Source organism: Streptomyces sp. NPDC020742, assembly GCF_040641675.1.
GTDB lineage: Bacteria > Actinomycetota > Actinomycetes > Streptomycetales > Streptomycetaceae > Streptomyces.
Genome location: NZ_JBFAEA010000001.1, coordinates 329,578 through 348,399, shown reverse-complemented (window position 1 = coordinate 348,399; position 18,822 = coordinate 329,578). Strand labels below are relative to the sequence as shown.

The window sequence follows — 18,822 nt, the reverse complement described above, 5'->3', positions numbered from 1 at the left end:
CTCGACGATCGTCGACTCCGTGAGCGATATCCGAGCACAGACCGTTCCTCTGGAGACGTCCCCTCTCCCCACCCCGGACCCCCGGGGCTCGCTGGCCACCACGGACACCCCGGACGCCCTGGCCACCCCGGCCTTCACCGCGCCTCAGCAGTCCCCGGCGGCGCCCCGGCAGTCACCCGTGACGCCCCTACTGACCCCGCTCGGTCTGCTGACCGTTCTGCTGGGCGCGGCGCTGCCGATGATCGACTTCTTTATCGTCAATGTCGCTCTGCCGACCATCGACCACGATCTGCACGCGGGCCCCGCGATGCTGGAGATGGTGGTGGCCGGTTACGGGGTCGCGTACGCCACGCTGCTGGTGCTCGGCGGCCGGCTCGGCGACATGGTCGGTCGCCGGCGGCTGTTCCTGTGGGGCCTGGCCACCTTCGGTCTGACCTCGCTGGCCTGTGGTCTCGCACCGGACGCCGGCACACTGGTGGCCGCCCGGGTCGCCCAGGGCGCGGCGGCGGCGCTGCTGCTGCCGCAGGTGCTGGCCACCATCCAGGCCACGACCACCGGCCGGCGACGCGCCAAGGCCCTCAGCCTGTACGGCGGGACGGCCGGCATCTCCAGTGCCATCGGCCAGGTACTGGGCGGGGTGCTGGTCTCCGCCAACCTGGCGGGTACCGGGTGGCGCGCGGTCTTCCTGGTGAACGTGCCGATCGCGGCGGTCGCCTGGCTGCTCGCCGCCCGCGCGGTGCCCGAGAGCCGGTCCCCGCACGCGACCCAGGTGGACGGCGCCGGCACCGCGCTGCTCGCCGCCACCCTGGTGACCCTGCTGCTGCCGCTGACCGAGGGCCGGGCGGCCGGGTGGCCGCTGTGGTCCTGGGTGCTGCTGGCCGTGTTCCCCTTCGTCGGCACCGCGTTCGTACTGGTCGAGCGCCGGGCCGAGCGCGCCGGCCGTACGCCGCTGGTACCGCCGTCGCTGCTCCGCATCCCGTCCGTGAACAGCGGCCTCGCCATGATCATCCCGTTCACGATCGGCTTCGGCGGCTTCATGTTCGAGGTGGCGGTCGCGCTCCAGACCGGGCTGCACTACGGCCCGTTCGCGGCGGGGCTGTCGCTGGCGCCGCTGTGTGCCGCGTTCTTCCTCGCCTCGCTCGCCGGGCCGCGGCTGGTGGGCCGCTTCGGACGGCGGGTGGTGATCGCCGGTTCGCTGATCCAGGGCACCGGGCTGGTCGTGCTGGCGCTGACCGTGCACGCGACCTGGCCCGACACCACGGTGGCCGGTCTCGCGCCGAGCATGACGGTCCTGGGCTTCGGCCAGGGCATGGTGCTGCCGGTCCTGATGCGCATCGTGCTGAGCGAACTTCCGGTGACGCAGGCGGGCGTGGGCGGCGGCGCGATGGTGACGACGCAGCAGTCCGGACTCGCCCTGGGCGTGGCGACCCTCGGCACCCTCTTCCTCGCCCTACTGCCGACCGTGGGCATCCGCGATGCGCTGCTCACCGCACTGCTGGCCCAGCTCGCGATCGTCGCGGGGACCACGCTCCTCGCCCTGCGCCTACCGCGCACCCTGCGCTGACCTGCGAGAAGACCACAGAGGAGCGGGACCGGCGGCACCACTCGCCACTCGACCCCACCCATGACGGCTGACAGATATTGAAATCTGTCAGCCGTCATGCCATAGTGAAATCGTCGAAGGATCCCCGAGACCCACCAAGACCCTGCGACACGCGAAGAGCCCCGTCCCTCCGAGACCCCTCCACGCGTCCGCCCCTCGACCTCTCCGGCAGCCCCGCCCCTTCTCATTCAGGAGCACACCGTGCAGACCCGCACCTTGGGCACCACAGGCCCGCAGACATCCGCCCTCGGCCTCGGCTGCATGGGCATGTCCGCCCTCTATGGCAACACCGACCGCGGCGAGTCCATCGCCACCATCCACGCGGCCCTCGACGCCGGCGTCACCCTGCTCGACACCGGTGACTTCTACGGCATGGGCCACAACGAACTCCTGATCAACGAGGCCCTGCGCACCGCCCCCACGGCGGCCCGCAACTCTGCACAGATCAGCGTGAAGTTCGGTGCCCTGCGCACGATCGAGGGCGGCTTCACCGGCTACGACGGCCGGCCGAACGCGGTGAAGAACTTCGCCGCTTACTCTCTCCAGCGCCTGGGCACCGACCACATCGACATCTACCGCATCGCCCGGCTCGATCCGGACGTACCGATCGAGGAGACCGTGGGCGCCATCGCCGAGCTGGTGGCGGCCGGGCATGTGCGGCACATCGGCCTCTCCGAGGTGGGAGCGGAGACCCTTCGCCGGGCCGCGGCCGTCGCGCCGATCTCCGATCTCCAGATCGAGTACTCCCTGATCTCCCGCGGCATCGAGGACACGATCCTGCCCACCGCCCGCGAACTGGGGATCGGCATCACCGCGTACGGCGTGCTGTCCCGCGGGCTGATCAGCGGCCACTTCGACCGCGACCGCAAGCTCGCCGCGAACGACTTCCGGGGGATGAGCCCGCGCTTCCAGGGCGAGAACCTCACCCGCAACCTCGACCTCGTGGACGCCCTGCGCAAGATCGCCGAGCAGAAGGGCATCACGGTCGCCCAGGCCGCCATCGCCTGGGTGCTCTCCCGCGGCGAGGACATAGTCCCGCTGGTCGGTGCCCGCCGCCGCGACCGGCTGGCCGAAGCCCTGGGTGCCCTGGACATCGCGCTGGACGCGGGGGACCTGGCCGCGATCGAGCAGGCGGTTCCGGCCGACGCCGCCGCCGGGGCGCGCTACCCGGCCGCGCAGATGGCCCACCTCGACAGCGAGCGCTGACCACGACGGACGGCGAGGGAGCGTACGGGTACCGTCCATGAGGGCAACCGACGAGCGCAACCGACCTTGAGGACGCCCCCTGTGAGGGCAACCGTCGTGGCGGCCGACCGTCCTCGAGGACGACCGTCCGTGAAGGCGCCGCCCATGAGGTCCGCGAGACCGGCAACCGAACGCGGTGGTGGCGCCGGAGCCAGGTACCGTCCGTACGTACCCGGCCGCACGGGGCCGGAGCACGCCCCGGCGACGTACGGTGCCGGGGTACGGACCGGCGCAGGCACCGGCAGCGGCAGCGGCAGCGGCAGCGGCTGGGGTGATGTCGCCGGAACTGCCCGCCCACGCCCTCCGTCCCGCCCGCTCTCCTCGAAAGGCCGGCCCGCCCCATGCCCCCCGAGACGTTGACCCCCGAGCGCATCCTCGAAGCCACCGAGGAGGTACTTCGCCGGTACGGCCCGGCCAAGGCCACCGTCGTGGATGTGGCGCGCGCCCTCGGCGTGAGCCACGGCAGCGTCTACCGCCACTTCCGTACGAAGACGGCGCTGCGCGAGGCGGTCACCGCCCGCTGGCTGAACCGGACGAGCCAGGAACTGTCGGCAATCGTGTCGGAAGAGGGCCCGGCGCCCGAGCGGCTGGACCACTGGCTCACCACCCTCTTCGAGGCCAAGCGGCGCAAGGCCGGTGACGACCCCGAACTCTTCGCCACCTATATGACGTTGATCGGCGAGAGCGGCGGGGCGGTCGACCAACACGTCACCGACCTGGAGGCACAGCTCACCGCCATCATCGAAGTCGGGGTCCAGGAGGGCGCCTTCCACACCCCCTCCCCCGCCACCACCGCCCGCGCCGTCTTCGACGCCACCGGACGGTTCCACGACCCGTGCTACGCGGCGGAGTGGTCCCGCCCTGAGATCGCCGCCGACTTCGACGCCGTGCGTGCCCTGGTCCTGCGCGGCCTGCGGAGCTGAGCCGACGCCGCATCCGGACGGCAGCCACGTCCCCGGGTTGCCAGGTCAGTCGTCGATCGCCTGGTAGAGGGTGGTCCAGAAGTCGTGGATGGCCCGCGCCGAATCCGGAGTGGACATTCCGGTCTGAGTGAGCAGGATGCCGATGAGCTGGTTGTCCGGGTCGGCGTAGGTCGAGGTGCCGGTTCCACCGTCCCAGCCGAACTGGCCGATGGGCGCGAAGTCGCCGCGGTAAGTGCGCACCGCCATCCCGAAGCCCCAGCCCCCGTGCTGCCCCGTGCCGTGTGACAAGTGGACGACGCCGCGGGCCCAGGCCTGCAGGGTGGCTAGCTGCTCGGGCGTGAGGCGGTTGGTGGTCATCAGCTCAACAGCGGGCCGGGACAGGATCCGTTGGGTCCCGTGCATCCCGTGGTTGAGGAGCATCCGGAAGTAGGCGTGAGAGTCGTCGACGGTTGAGTCGAGTCCGCCGCCGCCTGACGGGAACGCCGGAGGCCGGCTGTGGTGTCCCCCTTCGGCCTCGTCCGCCACGATGAACTCTCCGGTCTGCGGATCGGGGGCGTAGAGGGGCGGCAGCCGGTCGATCTTGTTGGCCGGCACATGGAAACCGGTGTCCTTCATGCCCAACGGATCGAGGATGCGTTCGCGCAGGAAGTCCTCGAACGACCGGCCGGTGACCCTGGCGACGAGCACGCCGAGCACATCGTTGCTGACGTTGTACTGCCACCGCTCTCCGGGCTGGTACATCAGCGGGAGGGTGCCCAGGCGACGCATCCACTCATCCGGATCCGGGGCCGGCAACAGCCATTCCTGGCCGTAAACCCCCTGCTCGAAGAACGCGGCCATCATCGGGGAGCCCATCGCCGTCATATCCAGTCCGAGCCCGAACGTGGAGGTGAGCAGGTCCCGTACGGTGATGGGCCGCCGCGCCGGCACAGTGTCGTCCAGCGGGCCGTCGGCCTGCTTCAGCACCCGCCGGTCGGCGAGCTCGGGCAGCCACCGATCTATCGGATCGTCCAGCCGCAGCCGGCACTCATCCAGCAGGACCATCGCCGCCGCCACCGCGACCGGCTTGGTCGTCGAGGCCATCCGGAAGATGGTGTCCCGGCACATCGGAGCGCCACCGTCATGGCGCATCGTGCCGATCGCTTCGACGTGGGTCTCGTCGCCCCGGCTGACCAGGGCGACGAGACCAGGAATCCTCCCGGACTCGACATGCCGTGCCAGCACCCCGCGCAGTCTGCGCAACCCTGCTTCGGAGAAGCCTCTCTTGCCTTCTAACCTCATGAATCCCCCTGCATACAGCGTTCGATACACACAGCGTTCGGTCTTGCGGGACTCGTCCCGGTGTGGCCCTCATGGGCTTTGTATGGGCGGGCTTGACGTGGCCCAATTCGCCGGCCTGAGGGCGCGATCGCTGTACGGTTGATGGCATCCACCAACCGTTCTGATACTGGCTGTCGCCGCCTTGAGGCCGCCGCTGACATGCGGCGAGAGGCAGCCGGCCGGGCATGACCCCGCGGCCGCGTCGTGCAGACGGTCGAGGAGAGTGGTGCTCGCTCCCCGGGCACGACGCGCCGCGCCGCTATCAGACTGCCGTGTCGTCTTTCCCGGTGTTGTTGCTGGCGGCGCGCTCGATGGCGTCGGTCAGCCGCTTCCGTGCACGAGGGGGGACATAGCCACCCTCCGAGTAGTTCTGGACGAACGCCTCGACGAACTCCACCGGGTCCTCCCCGACGACATCGCGGATCGGCGTTGCGTCCACCGCGGCCTGCTCAAACAGGTCGGCGAGGTCTTCGAACATCGACGCACTGCTGTCGCCGTCGGTCGGCACGAAGTGCATCAGGTACCGCTCGATCTCTTCGACCGCCGTGCGGTAGTTCTCGGGAAGCTGACGCGAGCGCGCCTTGTACGCCCGCCAGCGCTTCTTGGGCCCGATCACCTTCGAGATGAAGCCGCTCTTTTCGACATCGGACATGGCTACTCTCCCCCTTCGCGGAGCTGTTCCAGTCGTTCCGTGAGGAAGCTCCACGTCCTCCAGAACTCTTCGAGGTACTCCCGTCCCTGAGCGTTGAGGGAGTGCACCTTGCGCGGCGGCCCCTTCTCGGAGGGGACCTTCTCCACGTCGACGAGGCCGCGCTTCTCGATCCTGAGGAGCAGCGCGTAGATGGTCCCTTCGGCGATGTCGGAGAAGCCCTGCTCCCGCAGCCGTGCCGTGATCTCGTAGCCGTAGGCGGGCCGGCCGGACAGGGACGCGAGGATGATGCCCTCCAGCGTGCCCTTGAGCATCTCCGTCTCCAGCTTGGTCATGGAACACCTCCTTCCTGAGCTATTCAGCGTTACTGACTACCGGTACACCGTAACGCTAACTACCGGTACTTAGCAAGACGGAATAGTGGAAGAGTGAGCCCGCGCCGCAAACGCCCAGTTCAGCAGCCCTCACCGGCGGGACGTGGAGGCGCGGAAGCCGTAGCGGCCCAGCACCTTGGGGGTTCGCGTGCTTGAGCGGGGAGAGCCGGGCGACGTCGTCGTACGCAAAAGCCCGCCCCGGCCGGGTGGTCGGGGCGGGCCTTGGCGGCGGCGGTCCGGGATGGGATCCGGGCCGTGAGCCGGTGGCTACTTCTTGAAGCCGTAGTCCATCAGCTTCTTGGCGTCGGCCGTACGGTCGGCGACCGACGGGGAGGCGAGGACCGCGCCGATGACGGTCTTGCCGTTCCGGGTGGCGGCGAAGACCAGGCAGTACTTGGCCTCGGGGCCGGAGCCGGTCTTCACACCGATGGTGCCCTTGTAGCTACTGAGCAGATTGTTGGTGTTGGTCCACTCCATGTAGCGGTAGCCACCGCTCTTGGTGGCGACCTTCTGCTTGGTCGACTTGGTACCCACGACCGTGCGGAACGTGGAGTACTTCATCGTGTTGCTGGCCAGCTTGGTCAGGTCGCGCGGCGTGGAGTAGTTCCCGCCGTGACCGATGCCGTCGAACGAGTCGAAGTGCGTGTTCTTCAGCCCCAGGCTCTTGGCGGTGGCGTTCATCTTGCCGATGAACGACGCGACCCGAGCGTCCCGGGTGGAGCCGGTGCCGAACTTATCGGCCAGCGCGTAGGCGGCGTCGCAGCCGGACGGCAGCATCAGCCCGTAGAGCAGCTGGCGGACGGTGACCTTGTCGCCGACGATCAGCCGGGCCGACGAGGCCCAGTTGTTGTTGACGATGTAGTCGCTGTACGCCTTCTGCACCGTGACCTTGGAATCAAGGTCGAGGTTCGACTGCCCGAGGACCACCCGGGCAGTCATGATCTTGGTGGTGGAGCCGGTGGAACGGCGAGTGTCCGCCGCCTTGGTGAACAGGGACGTACCCGTGCCGTTGTTCATCACGAAACCGCCCTTGGCGGTGATCGCGGGCGTCGGGAGCGAGGCGGCCTGCGCCGGAGCGGCGAACGCCCCGGCCGTCAGAACGGCCCCAGCGGTGAGGGCGACTGCCGAGCTGCGGCGAATGCCGATGCGGCGAATGCCCTTGATGCGGGTTTTCAAATTGATTACTCCAAATACCCTGCAGTGCGGCCCTTAGGGGAAAGCCGCTCCCTCATGAGACGCCTGAGGATGGCGAATGGATGCACAATCGGCGAGGCAAATTCGTTCGATGTTCCGCGTGCTGCCCTAGCCGAACGGGCTGCGCACCGCGGCGTCGTCGCCGCAGCCGCCCGCGCGCCGTCCCGGTCACCGGCGGATCCGAAACCCGGCCCGTCAGTGCCCCATACCCAGGAAGCGCAGCACCGCCAGCACCCGACGGTGATCGGCGTCCGCCTTCGGCAGGTCGAGCTTGGCGAGGATGTTGTTGATGTGCTTGGCGACCGCGCTCTCGCTCACCACCAGTTGGGCGGCGATGCCTGCGTTGGAGCGCCCCTCGGCCATCAGGGCGAGGACCTCCCGCTCCCGGGCCGTCAGCCGCTCCAGCGGATCGCTCACCCGCCGCACCAACAGCTGCGCGACCACCTGCGGGTCGAGCGCGGTGCCGCCGCCGGCCACCCGCCGCAGCGCCTCGATGAACTCCTCGACGTCCGCCACCCGTTGCTTGAGGAGGTAACCGACACCGCTGGTGTTGGCCGCGAGCAGATCGGCCGCATAGCGCTCCTCGACGTACTGGGAGAGCAGCAGGACGGCGGTGCCGGGCCACTGCTGACGGATCTGCAGGGCGGCGCGCACCCCCTCGTCCGTGAAGCCCGGCGGCATCCGGACGTCCACCACCGCCAGGTCCGGCCGGTGTTCAGCCACCGCGGCCAGCAGCCCCTGGGCGTCCCCGGTCTCGGCCGCCACCTCGAACCCGGCCATCTCCACCAGCTTGACCAGCCCGATCCGCAGCAGTACGGAGTCCTCGGCGATCACGGCACGCGGCACGGCGGGCGCAGATCTCACATCGGGCACGGCAGCTCCACATTCATCACGGTCGGGCCCCCCACAGGGCTGCTCATCCGGAACGTCCCGTCCACGGACCGCACGCGCTGGGCGAGGCCCGTAAGGCCGGTCCCCCGGGACGGGTCGGCGCCGCCCACACCGTCGTCGGCGATCACCACCCGCAGTATCCCGCCGAGCCGGGTGACCGTCACCTCCGCCCGGGTCGCCTCCCGTGCGTGCTTGGCGATGTTCGTCAGCGCCTCGGAGACGACGAAGTAGGCCACCGCCTCCACCGCCGGCGCCACCCGCTGCGGCAGCTCCGGCGGCAGGTCCACCCGCAGCCGTACGGGCAGCGGGGCGCGGGCCGCGAGTCCCGACAGCGCCGCGTCCAGCCCCAGTTCGTCCAGTACGGCCGGGTGCAGCCCGCGCACCAGGCTGTTGAGCTCCTCGATGGCGTCCTTCGCCTCCCGGTGCGCGGTGTCGATCACCTCGCGCGCCTCGGGCGGCAGATCCGTCAGCGTGGCCTTGGCCAGCCCCAGGTTGAGCGCCAGCGACACCAGCCGCTGCTGGGCGCCGTCGTGCAGGTCCCGCTCGATGCGCCGCCGTTCGGCATCCGCGGCATCCACCGCGCCGGCCCGGCTCTCGGTCAGGTCGATCACCCGCCGCGCCAGGTCCTCGCTCGGGTCGGGCCCCAGCAGAGCGGGCCCGAGGTGCGTCTCCAGGCGCACCAGCGCCGCGGCGAGGGAGGGAACCGGGGCGAGCGCGGCGAGTCCGGCGAGGGTGAGGTAGCAGGCCTGGGTGTAGTAGCCGGGATGGCCGACTCGCCATTCCCAGGGACAGGCCCAGATCCACAGGAGCACGGTGCCCGCGGCCAGGCCCGCCAACAGCAGGGAGAGCAGCAGCACTTCGAGGCCGCCGAGCAGTGCACCGATCAGGCAGTGGTAGCGGAACTGCCGCTGCGACCGCCGCCATCCCGGTGCGGGGATGTCGATGCCGAGCAGTTGCCGGAAGCGCCAGCGCTGGGCGGCGGTCAGCGCCGGCAGGGCAAACACCGTGAGCACCAGCGCGAACCCCAGCACCACCGGAGCGCTGCTGTCCCGCCCCGCGATGACCTCCCAGAGCAAGCTGAAGACCATGAACAGCAAGAACCCGACGAGGAGGTGCAGGGGCGCACCCAGGGCGAGGAAGGACGTATCGCGAGGCAGTCTGGCGAGCACGCGCCGGGCCCAGGGCGGAATTTCCATGATCGAACGATAGACAGCGGCGCCATGCGGCGGCCATACAGCCAGTATCCGCACCGGGGTGGTACTGGTGCCACCCCAAGTCGGACAGCGGCGTTACTGACCGTGGGCGGCGGACGGTGGAGTGTTGATCACGAGCCCGACAGTCGGGTTCGGGACGCCGAAAGAGACCTCCGCCATGACCCTCATCGCCTTCAACCACCCTGCTGGCAGCGGGAGTTGCGCCACGCTCGGCGCCCTCCGCGGAGCCCTGCGCCCGGGCCGCGCCCACCGCTGGCAGGGCCGGGTGCTGGCCGGCGCCGGACTCGCCCTGCTCCCCTGGCTCGGCTACCTCGCCGGCACCCTGCCGCCCGCCGGGGCCGCCGCCTGGGTCGTCCTCGACGCCCTGGAGGCCGCGGCACTGCTCACCGCCGGCACCCGCCTGCTCCGGGCCGACCACCGACACCGTGCCCCCGCTGCCGCCGCGGCCGTGCTCTTGCTGGCCGACGCCGCGATCGACCTCACCACCGCCGCGCCCGGTACGGAGCTGGCCACCGCCCTGGCCATGGCCGTGGCGGCGGAACTTCCCCTCGCGGCCCTGTGCACGATCCTCGCGGCCCGCCCGGCGCGGGGCCGGCGGGGAGCACGGGCGGGCGGGGCGTGAGGGCGGGGAGGGAACGCGGGGCTGCCGAACGGGAGGGGACGTGGGCAGGGGGAGCGGGAGGGGAGTGAGGGGCGGCGGAGGGTGCGGGGCGGGCTCAGGGTGCGGCCGAACAGATCCCGTAGGGGATGCATGCGCCCCCTCGGGGCCCACAACGCAGCGGAGCGGGGCGGGTATTCCGGGGTGGAGCGGGGCGGGTATCCGGGGTGGAGCGGGGCGGGTAGTCCCGGCCGGACGGCCGTGGCCCCCACCGAACAGCCGGACAGTCCGACACCACGACAGCTGGCCCAACACCAAGACAGACAGTCCGACACCAAGACACCAAGAAAGCTCCGACACCAAGAAAGCCGTGATGCCGGCCCCCGTCCCCGGAGGCCGGCATCACGGCCGTTCCCTCAGTTGTGCGTGCCGCCTCAGCAGCCCGGGCCACACCGGCAGCCGAGTCGCCTCAGCGGCCCGGACCCCGTCCGCAGCCAGGCCGCCTCAGCAGCCCGGGCCGCGGTCCGCAGCCGCGCCGCTTCAGCAGCCGAGCAGTCGCCCGCCCAGGTACGCCTGGATCTGGTCCAGCGACACCCGCTCCTGCTTCATGGTGTCGCGCTCACGCACGGTCACCGCGTTGTCGTCGAGGGTGTCGAAGTCGACGGTGACGCAGAACGGCGTGCCGATCTCGTCCTGACGGCGGTAGCGGCGGCCGATGGCGCCGGCGTCGTCGAACTCGATGTTCCAGTGCTTGCGCAGGTCGGCCGCGAGGCCCTTGGCCTTCGGGGAGAGCTGCGGGTTGCGGGACAGCGGCAGCACCGCGACCTTGACCGGCGCCAGGCGCGGGTCGAGGCGCATGACCGTGCGCTTCTCCATCTTGCCCTTGGCGTTGGGCGCCTCGTCCTCGATGTAGGCGTCGAGCATGAAGGCGAGCATCGCGCGGTTCACGCCGGCCGCCGGCTCGATGACGTAGGGGGTCCAGCGCTCGCCGGCCTCCTGGTCGAAGTACGACAGGTCCTGGCCGGAGGCCTTGGCGTGCGCCGACAGGTCGTAGTCGGTGCGGTTGGCCACGCCCTCCAGCTCGGAGAACTCGGTGCCGCCGAAGTTAAAGCGGTACTCGATGTCAGCGGTGCGCTTGGAGTAGTGCGAGAGCTTCTCGGCCGGGTGCTCGTACCAGCGGATGTTCTCCTCGCGGATGCCGAGGTCGCGGTACCAGTTCCACCGCTCGGCCATCCAGTACTCCTGCCACTGCTCGTCCTCGCCCGGCTTGACGAAGAACTCCATCTCCATCTGCTCGAACTCGCGGGTGCGGAAGATGAAGTTGCCCGGAGTGATCTCGTTCCGGAAGGACTTGCCCATCTGCGCAATGCCGAACGGGGGCTTCTTGCGCGAGGTCTGCTGGACCTGGGCGAAGTTGGTGAAGATGCCCTGGGCGGTCTCGGGGCGCAGGTAGGCGACCGAGGCGGTGTCCTGGGACGGGCCGAGGTGGGTGGAGAGCAGGCCGGAGAACTGCTTGGGCTCGGTGAAGCCGCCCTTGTTGCCGCAGTGCGGGCAGTTGATGTCCGCCAGGCCGTTCTCGGGGAGCCGGCCGTGCTTGGCCTCGTACGCCTCTTCCAGGTGGTCGGCGCGGAAGCGCTTGTGGCAGGAGGTGCACTCGGTGAGCGGGTCGGTGAAGGTGGCGACGTGGCCGGACGCCTGCCAGACCTCGGGGGCCAGGATCACCGACGAGTCGAGACCGACGACGTCTTCGCGCGAGGTGACCATGGCGCGCCACCACTGACGCTTGATGTTCTCCTTGAGCTCGACGCCCAACGGACCGTAGTCCCAGGCAGCGCGGGAGCCGCCGTAGATCTCACTGCACGGATAGACGAAGCCACGGCGCTTGCTCAGGCTGACGATGGTATCGATCTTGTCGGCGGCCACGGTGCTCTCTTCATTACGACGACGAACGATGGATGGGCAGCGCCCTAGCGCCTCGCTGGGGGGTGGTGGTCGGGAGACGTGTGGGCGAATAGTTCAGGGTAGCGGCGGCCGCACCCCCCGGGCCAAATCGGTTCCGTCACTGTCGGCCCACTCACACCGATCACTGTCGGCCCGCTCACATCCGCACGGAGGTTTATTGACAATCGTTTCCAGCTTTGTTGAAAATGAGTGTCATGAACATACGCCGTCATCTGTCCCTCACGGCCGTCGCCGGAGCCACCGCACTCGGCCTGCTGGGCCTGACCGCCTGCGCCCCCACCGACACCGGCCGCACGGACGACGGCAAGCTGCGGGTGACAGCGTCCTTCTATCCCATGGAATTCCTCGCCGAGCAGATCGGCGGGAAGCACGTCGAGGTGACCGGCCTGACCAAGCCCGGCGCCGAGCCGCACGACCTGGAGCTCACCCCGAGGCAGACCGCCCAGCTGGGCGAGTCCGGCGCCGTCGTCTACCTCAAGGGCCTGCAGCCCGCCGTGGACACCGCCGTCGCGCAGTCCGGCGTCAAGCACATCGTCGACGCCGCCGCCCTGACCCACCTGGAGAAGCACGGCACCGAGGTCGACGGCCACCACCACACCACCGGCGACAACCACAGCCACTCGGACGCCGAGGGCGGCAAGGACCCGCACATCTGGCTCGACCCGGTCCGGTACGCCGAGGTCGCCGAGGGCGTCGGCAAGACCCTCGCCCAGGCCGACCCCGCCCACAAGGCCGACTACCGGAAGAACGCCGACGCCCTGGTGAAGAAGCTGCACGGGCTGGACGAGGAGTTCCGGGCCGGCCTGAAGAACCGGGCCTCGGACACCTTCATCACCACCCATGCCGCCTTCGGCTACCTCGCCGAGCGCTACGGCCTCACCGAGGAGGCCATCAGCGGCCTGGACCCGGAGTCCGAGCCCAGTGCCCACCGCATCAGGGACCTGCACGCCCTCGCTGACGAGCACCACGTCTCCACGATCTTCTTCGAGACCATCGCCAACCCGGCCACCGCCCGGACCCTCGCCGGCGACCTGCACCTGAAGACCGACGTCCTCGACCCGCTCGAAGGGATCACCAACAAGTCCCGCGGCAAGGACTACTTCGGCGTCCAGCGCGCCAACCTCGCCGCGCTGGAGAAGGCGCTCGGCAGCAAGTGAGCACGACCACCCCCTCACCCCGGCCTGTGACGGAGGTCACCATGAACGAGCCGCTCCCCCCGCCGGTCATCGACCTGCGCGGCGCCACCGCGTCCCTGGGCGGCCGCCCGGTGCTGCGCGGCGTCGACCTCACCGTGCGCACCGGCGAAGTGGTCGCCCTGCTGGGCGCCAACGGCTCGGGCAAGTCCACCGCGGTCCGCTCGGTGATCGGCCAGGTCCCGCTCACCGGCGGCGAGCTGGCGCTCTTCGGCACCGATTTCCGCCGCTTCAAGGAGTGGGCCCGGATCGGCTACGTCCCGCAGCGCACCACCGCGGCCGGCGGGGTCCCCGCCACCGTCCGCGAGGTCGTCACCGCCGGCCGGCTGGCCCGTACGAAGCTGGGCGTCCTGCGCAAGGCCGACCGGGCCGCGGTGCACCACGCACTGGAGCTGGTGGGCATGGCCGACCGCGCCAAGGACTCCGTCAACGCACTCTCCGGCGGCCAGCACCAGCGGGTGCTGATAGCCCGGGCCCTCGCGGGCGAACCGGAGTTGCTGATCATGGACGAGCCGATGGCCGGCGTCGACCTGGCCAGCCAGGAGGTGCTCGCCGCCGCCCTGCGCGAACAGGTCGCCCGCGGCAGCACCGTGCTGCTCGTCCTGCACGAACTGGGCCCGCTGGAGCCGCTGATCGACCGCGCGGTGGTACTGCGCGACGGCTGCGTCGTCCACGACGGCCCGCCCCCGCAGGCCGTGGGCCAACACGCCCTGCCCGGCCACGACCACGTCCACCCGCACGCCGACACCGCCGCGGAGCCGCTCCGCACCGGCCTGCTGAGCTAGGGGGCCCGCACTCATGGAGATCCTCAGTTACGCCTTTATGCAGCGGGCGCTGATCGCGGCGCTGCTGGTCGGCGTCATCGCCCCCGCCATCGGCATCTACCTCGTCCAGCGCCGGCAGGCCCTGATGGGCGACGGCATCGGCCATGTCGCGCTCACCGGCGTCGGCCTGGGCTTCCTGCTCAACACCAGCCCCGTCTGGGTCGCCACCGCGGTCGCCATCGCCGGCTCCCTCATCATGGAACTGATCCGCTGGTACGGCCGGACCCGCGGCGACCTCGCGCTGGCGATGCTGTTCTACGGCGGTATGGCCGGCGGCGTGATGCTGATGAGCCTCTCCGACGCCGGCTCCAACGCCAACCTCGGGACGTACCTCTTCGGCTCGATCACCACCGTCTCGCCGCAGGACATGACCACGATCTATGTGCTCGCCGCGCTGGTGTTGGCGATCACCATCGGCCTGCGCCGCCAGCTGTTCGCGGTCTGCCAGGACGAGGAGTTCGCCCGGGTGACCGGGCTGCCGGTCCGCCTGCTCAACCTGCTGATCGCGGTCACCGCCGCGGTCACCGTCACCGTCGCCATGCGCGTGGTGGGCCTGCTGCTGGTCAGCGCCCTGATGGTGATCCCGGTCGCGGCCGCCCAGCAGATCAGCCGCAGCTTCGCGGTCACCTTCACGGTGGCCGTCGCGATCGGCGTCGCGGTCACTCTTACGGGCACCGCCACCTCGTACTACGTGGACGTCCCGTCCGGTGCCACGATCGTGCTCTTCGCCATCGGACTGTTCGTGGTCTTCACCGCGCTCGCCGCGCCGCTGGCGAAAAAGCGCGCGAGGGCTGCCGCACAGGCCGGTGCGGGGTGCACCCTGGAGGTACCCGACCACCGCTCCACCGCGGACGACGTCAGCGTGGCCGGACAGACGTGAGCGTGGCCGGAGCGTGGTGGCCGCGTCGAGGTGGGCGGAGCACGGCGGCGGACGCGTCGGCGGGCCGTCCCCGGCGTAAGCGTCTCCCCCGACGGCCGGCCATCACCTGGCACAATGGCGGGACGTACGCGCAGGGCAAGTCCTGACGTCCTAGGGAGGCAACGGTGGCGACGAGCGCGGGATCTCCGGTACGCGGCCGGTCGACGCGGCAGCGGACCGCGGTGTCCGCCGCACTCGACGAGGTGGACGAGTTCCGCAGCGCGCAGGAGCTGCACGACATGCTCAAGCACCGCGGTGACTCGGTCGGTCTGACCACCGTCTACCGCACGCTGCAGTCGCTCGCCGACGCCGGCGAGGTCGATGTGCTGCGCACCAGCGACGGCGAGGCGGTCTACCGCCGGTGCAGCACCGACGATCACCACCACCACCTGGTGTGCCGGGCCTGCGGCAAGGCCGTCGAGGTGGAGGGCCCCGCAGTGGAGAAGTGGGCCGACCAGATCGCCACCGAGCACGGCTTCCAGGACGTCGCGCACACCATCGAGATCTTCGGGACCTGCGGCGACTGCGCGGCGGCCCGGGCGACGAACGAGAAGTAGGGCGCCGCACCACCGCGCCACGGCAGCGGGCCGCCTCCCGGTTCCGAGGATCGGAAGGCGGCCCGCTGTTGTGCGTACCGAGCCGTCAGACGGCGCTCTGCCCGTCCGCCTCCGGCGCGGCACCGAACCGGCGGTCCCGCTTGGCGTACTCCAGGCACGCGTCCCACAGGTTCCGGCGGTCGAAGTCCGGCCACAGGATGTCCTGGAACACCATCTCGGCGTAGGCGCTCTGCCAGATCAGGTAATTCGAGGTCCGCTGCTCGCCGGACGGCCGCACGAAGAGATCCACATCCGGCATGTCCGGGTAGTACAGGTACTTCGCGACGGTCTTCTCGTTCACCTTCGACGGGTCCAGCTTTCCGGCCCGTACGTCCGCGGCAATGGCCGCCGCCGCGTCCGCGATCTCCGCTCGACCGCCGTAATTCACGCAGAAATACAGCGTCATCGCGTCATTGTTCTTGGTCTGCTCCTGGGCGATCTGGAGCTCCTGGACCACGGACTTCCACAGCTTCGGCATGCGCCCGACCCAGCGGATACGAATGCCCAGGGCATCCATCTCGTCACGGCGCCGCCGGATCACATCCCGATTGAAGTTCATCAGGAACTTGACCTCGTCGGGCGACCGCTTCCAGTTCTCCGTCGAGAAGGCGTAGAGGGAGAGGTTCTTCACGCCCATCTCGATGCAGCCCTTGAGGACGTCCAGGACGACGCCCTCACCGACCTTGTGCCCCTCGGTGCGCGGCAGCCCCCGGTCCTTGGCCCACCGGCCGTTCCCGTCCATCACCACGGCCACATGGTTGGGGACGAGCTCCCCGGGGATCTTCGGCGGCCGGGCGCCGGAAGGGTGCGGCTCGGGCGTGACGTACTCGCGTCGGTTACGGCCCAGGATCCCGCGTCGTGCCATGCGGCCCACTTCTCCTATGTGTCGGCTCGGTCGTTCTTCTGTGTCGCTTCGAGGGGTCTTCGTGTACGTGCGGTGCGCGGCGCTACTGCTCCACGTACCGGAGGGAGCGCAGGCCCCGCTCCAGATGCCAGTGCAGATACGCCGTGACCAGCCCGCTGCCCTCCCGGGCGTGACGGGCCTCGCAGGCGTCCGCGGTCTCCCAGTCGCCGGTCAGCAGCGCGCTGAGCAGCGCGAGCGCCTCTGAGGAGGGTACGACGCTCCCGGGCACCCGGCAGTCGCCGCAGATCACCCCGCCCGACGCGACCGAGAAGAACCGGTTGGGGCCGGGCAGCCCGCAGCGGGCACAACTGTCGAAGCTCGGCGCGTAGCCGTTGACGGCCAGCGAGCGCAGCAGGAACGCGTCGAGGACGAGGTGCGGGGCGTGCTCGCCGCGGGCCAGCGTCCGCAGCCCGCCCACCAGCAGCAGGTACTGCTGCACCGCGGGCTCGCCCTCATGATCGGTGAACCGCTCGGCGGTCTCCAGCATGGCCGTACCGGCGGTGTAGCGGGCGTAGTCGGTGACGATCCCGCCACCGTACGCGGCGATCGTCTCGCTCTGCGTACACAGCGGCAGCCCGCGCCCGACCAGCTCGCTCCCTCGCGCGTAGAACTGCACATCGACGTGCGAGAACGGCTCCAGCCGCGCCCCGAACTTCGACTTGGTCCGCCGTACGCCACGGGCCACCGCCCGCACCCGGCCGTGGCCTCGGGTGAGCAGGGTGATGATCCGGTCCGCCTCACCCAGCTTCTGGGTGCGCAGCACGATGCCGTCGTCGCGGAACAGACTCATGGCGCCATTCTCGCGCATGGGCGGAGCGGCCCGGGCCCGGGTGCGGAGCGCGCCGCCCAGGGCCTCCGGGACGCCCCGCCGCGCTCAGGGCCGCTCGCCCCGGGCGGGCTCGCCCAGCGCGTCGGTCAGCTGCCGGGCGACGTCCATCGAGCACCGGCCCAGGTCGACGAGCGGTGACAGATAGCCGTGCGCGACCGTCACCGGGTCGGGCCGCAGGGACGGCAGCACCACCCCGGCGCGGGCGAGCGCCTCCCGCAATTCCGCCGTCACCGTCTCCACGTCCTTGAACTCCTGCAACATCCGGCTACGCCTTTCACGAGGGGGGTTATTCCGCGAGGGGGTTTCACTGTTCGCATGCAGAGCGTGACGCTCCGGAACTACGCTGCGCAACGGGACGAGCACTACAACCGGCGGGCAGCACAAGGGGTTATCCATGGCCAACGCCTCACGCCAGGCAGCCTGGGAGTACTGGGGCGCGGAGCTCAAGCGCCGCAGGGAGGAAGCGGGCCTGACCCAGGAGGCGCTGGGACGGCTGGTCTTCGTCTCGGGCGGCTACATCGGCCAGTTCGAGCAGGCCATCCGCAAACCACAGCTGGAAGTGGCGATCCGCATCGACGAGGTACTGCAAACCGACGGCTTTTTCGAGCGGACGTGGCGGAAGCTGATCGATGACAAGCGGTATCCGGATTACTTCGCGGCAGCGGCGGATCTGGAGCGGCAGGCAACGAGGATCTCCGACTGTGAGACGCTGATCGTGCCAGGGCTCTTGCAAACTGCGGCATACGCACAGGCACTCCTGCTCGCGGGAAACCCACTCGCCCCGGACGAGTACATCGAGGACAAGGTCCGTGCTCGCCTGGACCGGGCCGTCATTCTCAAGGACGGAACGCGGCCCACGTATTGGGCCGTAATCCATGAGGGACTCCTCCGGGTGCCGGTGGGTAGTCCGGTCGTCATGGCAGAGCAGGTGGAGCACATTGCTCAGCTCACCCGCGAGCGGAAGATCCTGGTACAGGTCGTCCCGTTCGCGGCAGGCGCGTACCCAATCATGGGCAAGATGCTGAAACTCATGGAGTTCGAGGACGCCCCACCAACCGCCTATACAGAAGGCCTGTATTCGGGGACTTTGCTGGACGATCCGGCCGTAGTGAAGCGTGTGCAGCACGACTACGATCTACTCAGGGCCGCCGCACTGTCGCCGGAGGCGTCCCGAGCCCTGATCGAATCGGCGGCGGAGGACTACAAACGATGCGCGAGTTCGATCTGAGCACCGCTAAGTGGCGCAAGAGCAGCTACAGCGACCAAAACGGCGGCGACTGTATCGAGGTCGCCCACGACTTCCCTGGCGCCGCCACCTGGCGTAAGAGCAGCTACAGCGACGGCAACAACGGCAACTGCCTGGAGGTCGCCGACGACCACCCCGGCATCGTCCCTGTCCGCGACAGCAAGAACCCGCTCGGCCCCCCCGTCGTCTTCCCCGCGTCCGCATGGTCCGCTTTTATCGGGGCCGTCAAGAACGCGCGGTTCCGGGACGCCTGACCGGCTTTCACCGAGCAGTCACAACAGGCACACATGGCCCCGCCCTCCTGATCTGGATGACGGGGCCGCATCACGTTAGTGTCC

Annotated in this window: 20 protein-coding genes; 10 read left to right on the top strand and 10 right to left on the bottom strand. The window is 69.9% G+C overall.

Features of this window, described 5'->3' with window-relative positions; genetic code table 11:
- Positions 1-178: 178 nt before the first annotated feature.
- The 3 genes from AB0G84_RS01430 to AB0G84_RS01420 all read left to right on the top strand — a co-directional run bounded on the left by AB0G84_RS01430 (position 179) and on the right by AB0G84_RS01420 (position 3,771).
- Positions 179-1,564 (top strand): MFS transporter, encoded by a 1,386-nt coding sequence (locus AB0G84_RS01430; protein ID WP_361315044.1) that lies wholly within the window; start codon positions 179-181, stop codon positions 1,562-1,564.
- Between the two features lie 240 nt (positions 1,565-1,804).
- Positions 1,805-2,809 (top strand): aldo/keto reductase, encoded by a 1,005-nt coding sequence (locus AB0G84_RS01425; RefSeq protein ID WP_361313823.1) that lies wholly within the window; start codon positions 1,805-1,807, stop codon positions 2,807-2,809.
- A 380-nt stretch (positions 2,810-3,189) separates the two neighbouring features.
- Positions 3,190-3,771, top strand: a complete 582-nt coding sequence (locus AB0G84_RS01420) for a TetR family transcriptional regulator (protein WP_361313820.1) — start codon at positions 3,190-3,192, stop codon at positions 3,769-3,771.
- Between the two features lie 45 nt (positions 3,772-3,816).
- On the opposite strand, the gene AB0G84_RS01415 is transcribed toward AB0G84_RS01420, so the two are convergent.
- The 6 genes from AB0G84_RS01415 to AB0G84_RS01390 form a co-directional block, all read right to left on the bottom strand.
- Complete coding sequence (locus AB0G84_RS01415) at positions 3,817-5,052, bottom strand: serine hydrolase domain-containing protein (RefSeq protein ID WP_361313817.1); 1,236 nt, start codon at positions 5,050-5,052, stop codon at positions 3,817-3,819.
- A 301-nt stretch (positions 5,053-5,353) separates the two neighbouring features.
- Positions 5,354-5,743 (bottom strand): DUF1048 domain-containing protein, encoded by a 390-nt coding sequence (locus tag AB0G84_RS01410; RefSeq protein ID WP_361313814.1) that lies wholly within the window; start codon positions 5,741-5,743, stop codon positions 5,354-5,356.
- 2 nt (positions 5,744-5,745) lie between these two features.
- Positions 5,746-6,075: a PadR family transcriptional regulator gene (locus tag AB0G84_RS01405; protein ID WP_361313812.1), complete on the bottom strand. Its 330-nt coding sequence runs from the start codon at positions 6,073-6,075 to the stop codon at positions 5,746-5,748.
- Between the two features lie 306 nt (positions 6,076-6,381).
- Positions 6,382-7,290 carry a D-alanyl-D-alanine carboxypeptidase gene (locus AB0G84_RS01400; protein ID WP_361313809.1) on the bottom strand — a complete coding sequence of 303 codons (909 nt, stop codon included), beginning with the start codon at positions 7,288-7,290 and terminating at the stop codon, positions 6,382-6,384.
- A 213-nt stretch (positions 7,291-7,503) separates the two neighbouring features.
- Entirely contained in the window at positions 7,504-8,142 is a 639-nt protein-coding gene (locus AB0G84_RS01395) for a response regulator transcription factor (protein WP_361315042.1), read from the bottom strand.
- 26 nt (positions 8,143-8,168) lie between these two features.
- Positions 8,169-9,395: a sensor histidine kinase gene (locus AB0G84_RS01390; protein WP_361313807.1), complete on the bottom strand. Its 1,227-nt coding sequence runs from the start codon at positions 9,393-9,395 to the stop codon at positions 8,169-8,171.
- 175 nt (positions 9,396-9,570) lie between these two features.
- On the opposite strand from AB0G84_RS01390, the gene AB0G84_RS01385 reads away from it, so the two are divergent.
- Positions 9,571-10,035, top strand: coding sequence for a hypothetical protein (locus AB0G84_RS01385; RefSeq protein WP_361313804.1), 465 nt, complete (start codon positions 9,571-9,573; stop codon positions 10,033-10,035).
- Between the two features lie 516 nt (positions 10,036-10,551).
- Here the strand turns inward: AB0G84_RS01385 and AB0G84_RS01380 are convergent.
- Positions 10,552-11,934: a glycine--tRNA ligase gene (locus tag AB0G84_RS01380; protein WP_361313801.1), complete on the bottom strand. Its 1,383-nt coding sequence runs from the start codon at positions 11,932-11,934 to the stop codon at positions 10,552-10,554.
- 233 nt (positions 11,935-12,167) lie between these two features.
- Here AB0G84_RS01380 and AB0G84_RS01375 point away from each other — a divergent pair, with 233 nt between their 5' ends.
- From AB0G84_RS01375 to AB0G84_RS01360, 4 genes are all read left to right on the top strand, one after another.
- A complete protein-coding gene (locus AB0G84_RS01375) occupies positions 12,168-13,130 on the top strand; it encodes a metal ABC transporter substrate-binding protein (protein WP_361313799.1) in 963 nt (320 codons plus the stop codon).
- 41 nt (positions 13,131-13,171) lie between these two features.
- A complete protein-coding gene (locus tag AB0G84_RS01370; protein ID WP_361313796.1) occupies positions 13,172-13,951 on the top strand; it encodes a metal ABC transporter ATP-binding protein in 780 nt (259 codons plus the stop codon).
- A gap of 13 nt (positions 13,952-13,964) precedes the next feature.
- Entirely contained in the window at positions 13,965-14,870 is a 906-nt protein-coding gene (locus tag AB0G84_RS01365) for a metal ABC transporter permease (protein ID WP_361313794.1), read from the top strand.
- Positions 14,871-15,034: 164 nt separating this feature from the next.
- Positions 15,035-15,466, top strand: a complete 432-nt coding sequence (locus tag AB0G84_RS01360) for a transcriptional repressor (protein ID WP_361313791.1) — start codon at positions 15,035-15,037, stop codon at positions 15,464-15,466.
- 85 nt (positions 15,467-15,551) lie between these two features.
- On the opposite strand, the gene AB0G84_RS01355 is transcribed toward AB0G84_RS01360, so the two are convergent.
- The 3 genes from AB0G84_RS01355 to AB0G84_RS01345 all read right to left on the bottom strand — a co-directional run bounded on the left by AB0G84_RS01355 (position 15,552) and on the right by AB0G84_RS01345 (position 17,499).
- A complete protein-coding gene (locus AB0G84_RS01355) occupies positions 15,552-16,370 on the bottom strand; it encodes an isoprenyl transferase (protein WP_361313789.1) in 819 nt (272 codons plus the stop codon).
- A gap of 82 nt (positions 16,371-16,452) precedes the next feature.
- On the bottom strand, positions 16,453-17,199 hold the full coding sequence (gene recO, locus AB0G84_RS01350; RefSeq protein WP_361313786.1) for a DNA repair protein RecO: 747 nt from the start codon (positions 17,197-17,199) through the stop codon (positions 16,453-16,455).
- 84 nt (positions 17,200-17,283) lie between these two features.
- Positions 17,284-17,499: a hypothetical protein gene (locus AB0G84_RS01345; protein WP_361313783.1), complete on the bottom strand. Its 216-nt coding sequence runs from the start codon at positions 17,497-17,499 to the stop codon at positions 17,284-17,286.
- 133 nt (positions 17,500-17,632) lie between these two features.
- On the opposite strand from AB0G84_RS01345, the gene AB0G84_RS01340 reads away from it, so the two are divergent.
- Positions 17,633-18,466 carry a helix-turn-helix transcriptional regulator gene (locus tag AB0G84_RS01340; RefSeq protein ID WP_361313781.1) on the top strand — a complete coding sequence of 278 codons (834 nt, stop codon included), beginning with the start codon at positions 17,633-17,635 and terminating at the stop codon, positions 18,464-18,466.
- Entirely contained in the window at positions 18,448-18,738 is a 291-nt protein-coding gene (locus tag AB0G84_RS01335; RefSeq protein WP_361313778.1) for a DUF397 domain-containing protein, read from the top strand. Before AB0G84_RS01340 ends, AB0G84_RS01335 begins: the two co-directional genes overlap by 19 nt.
- Positions 18,739-18,822: the final 84 nt, after the last annotated feature.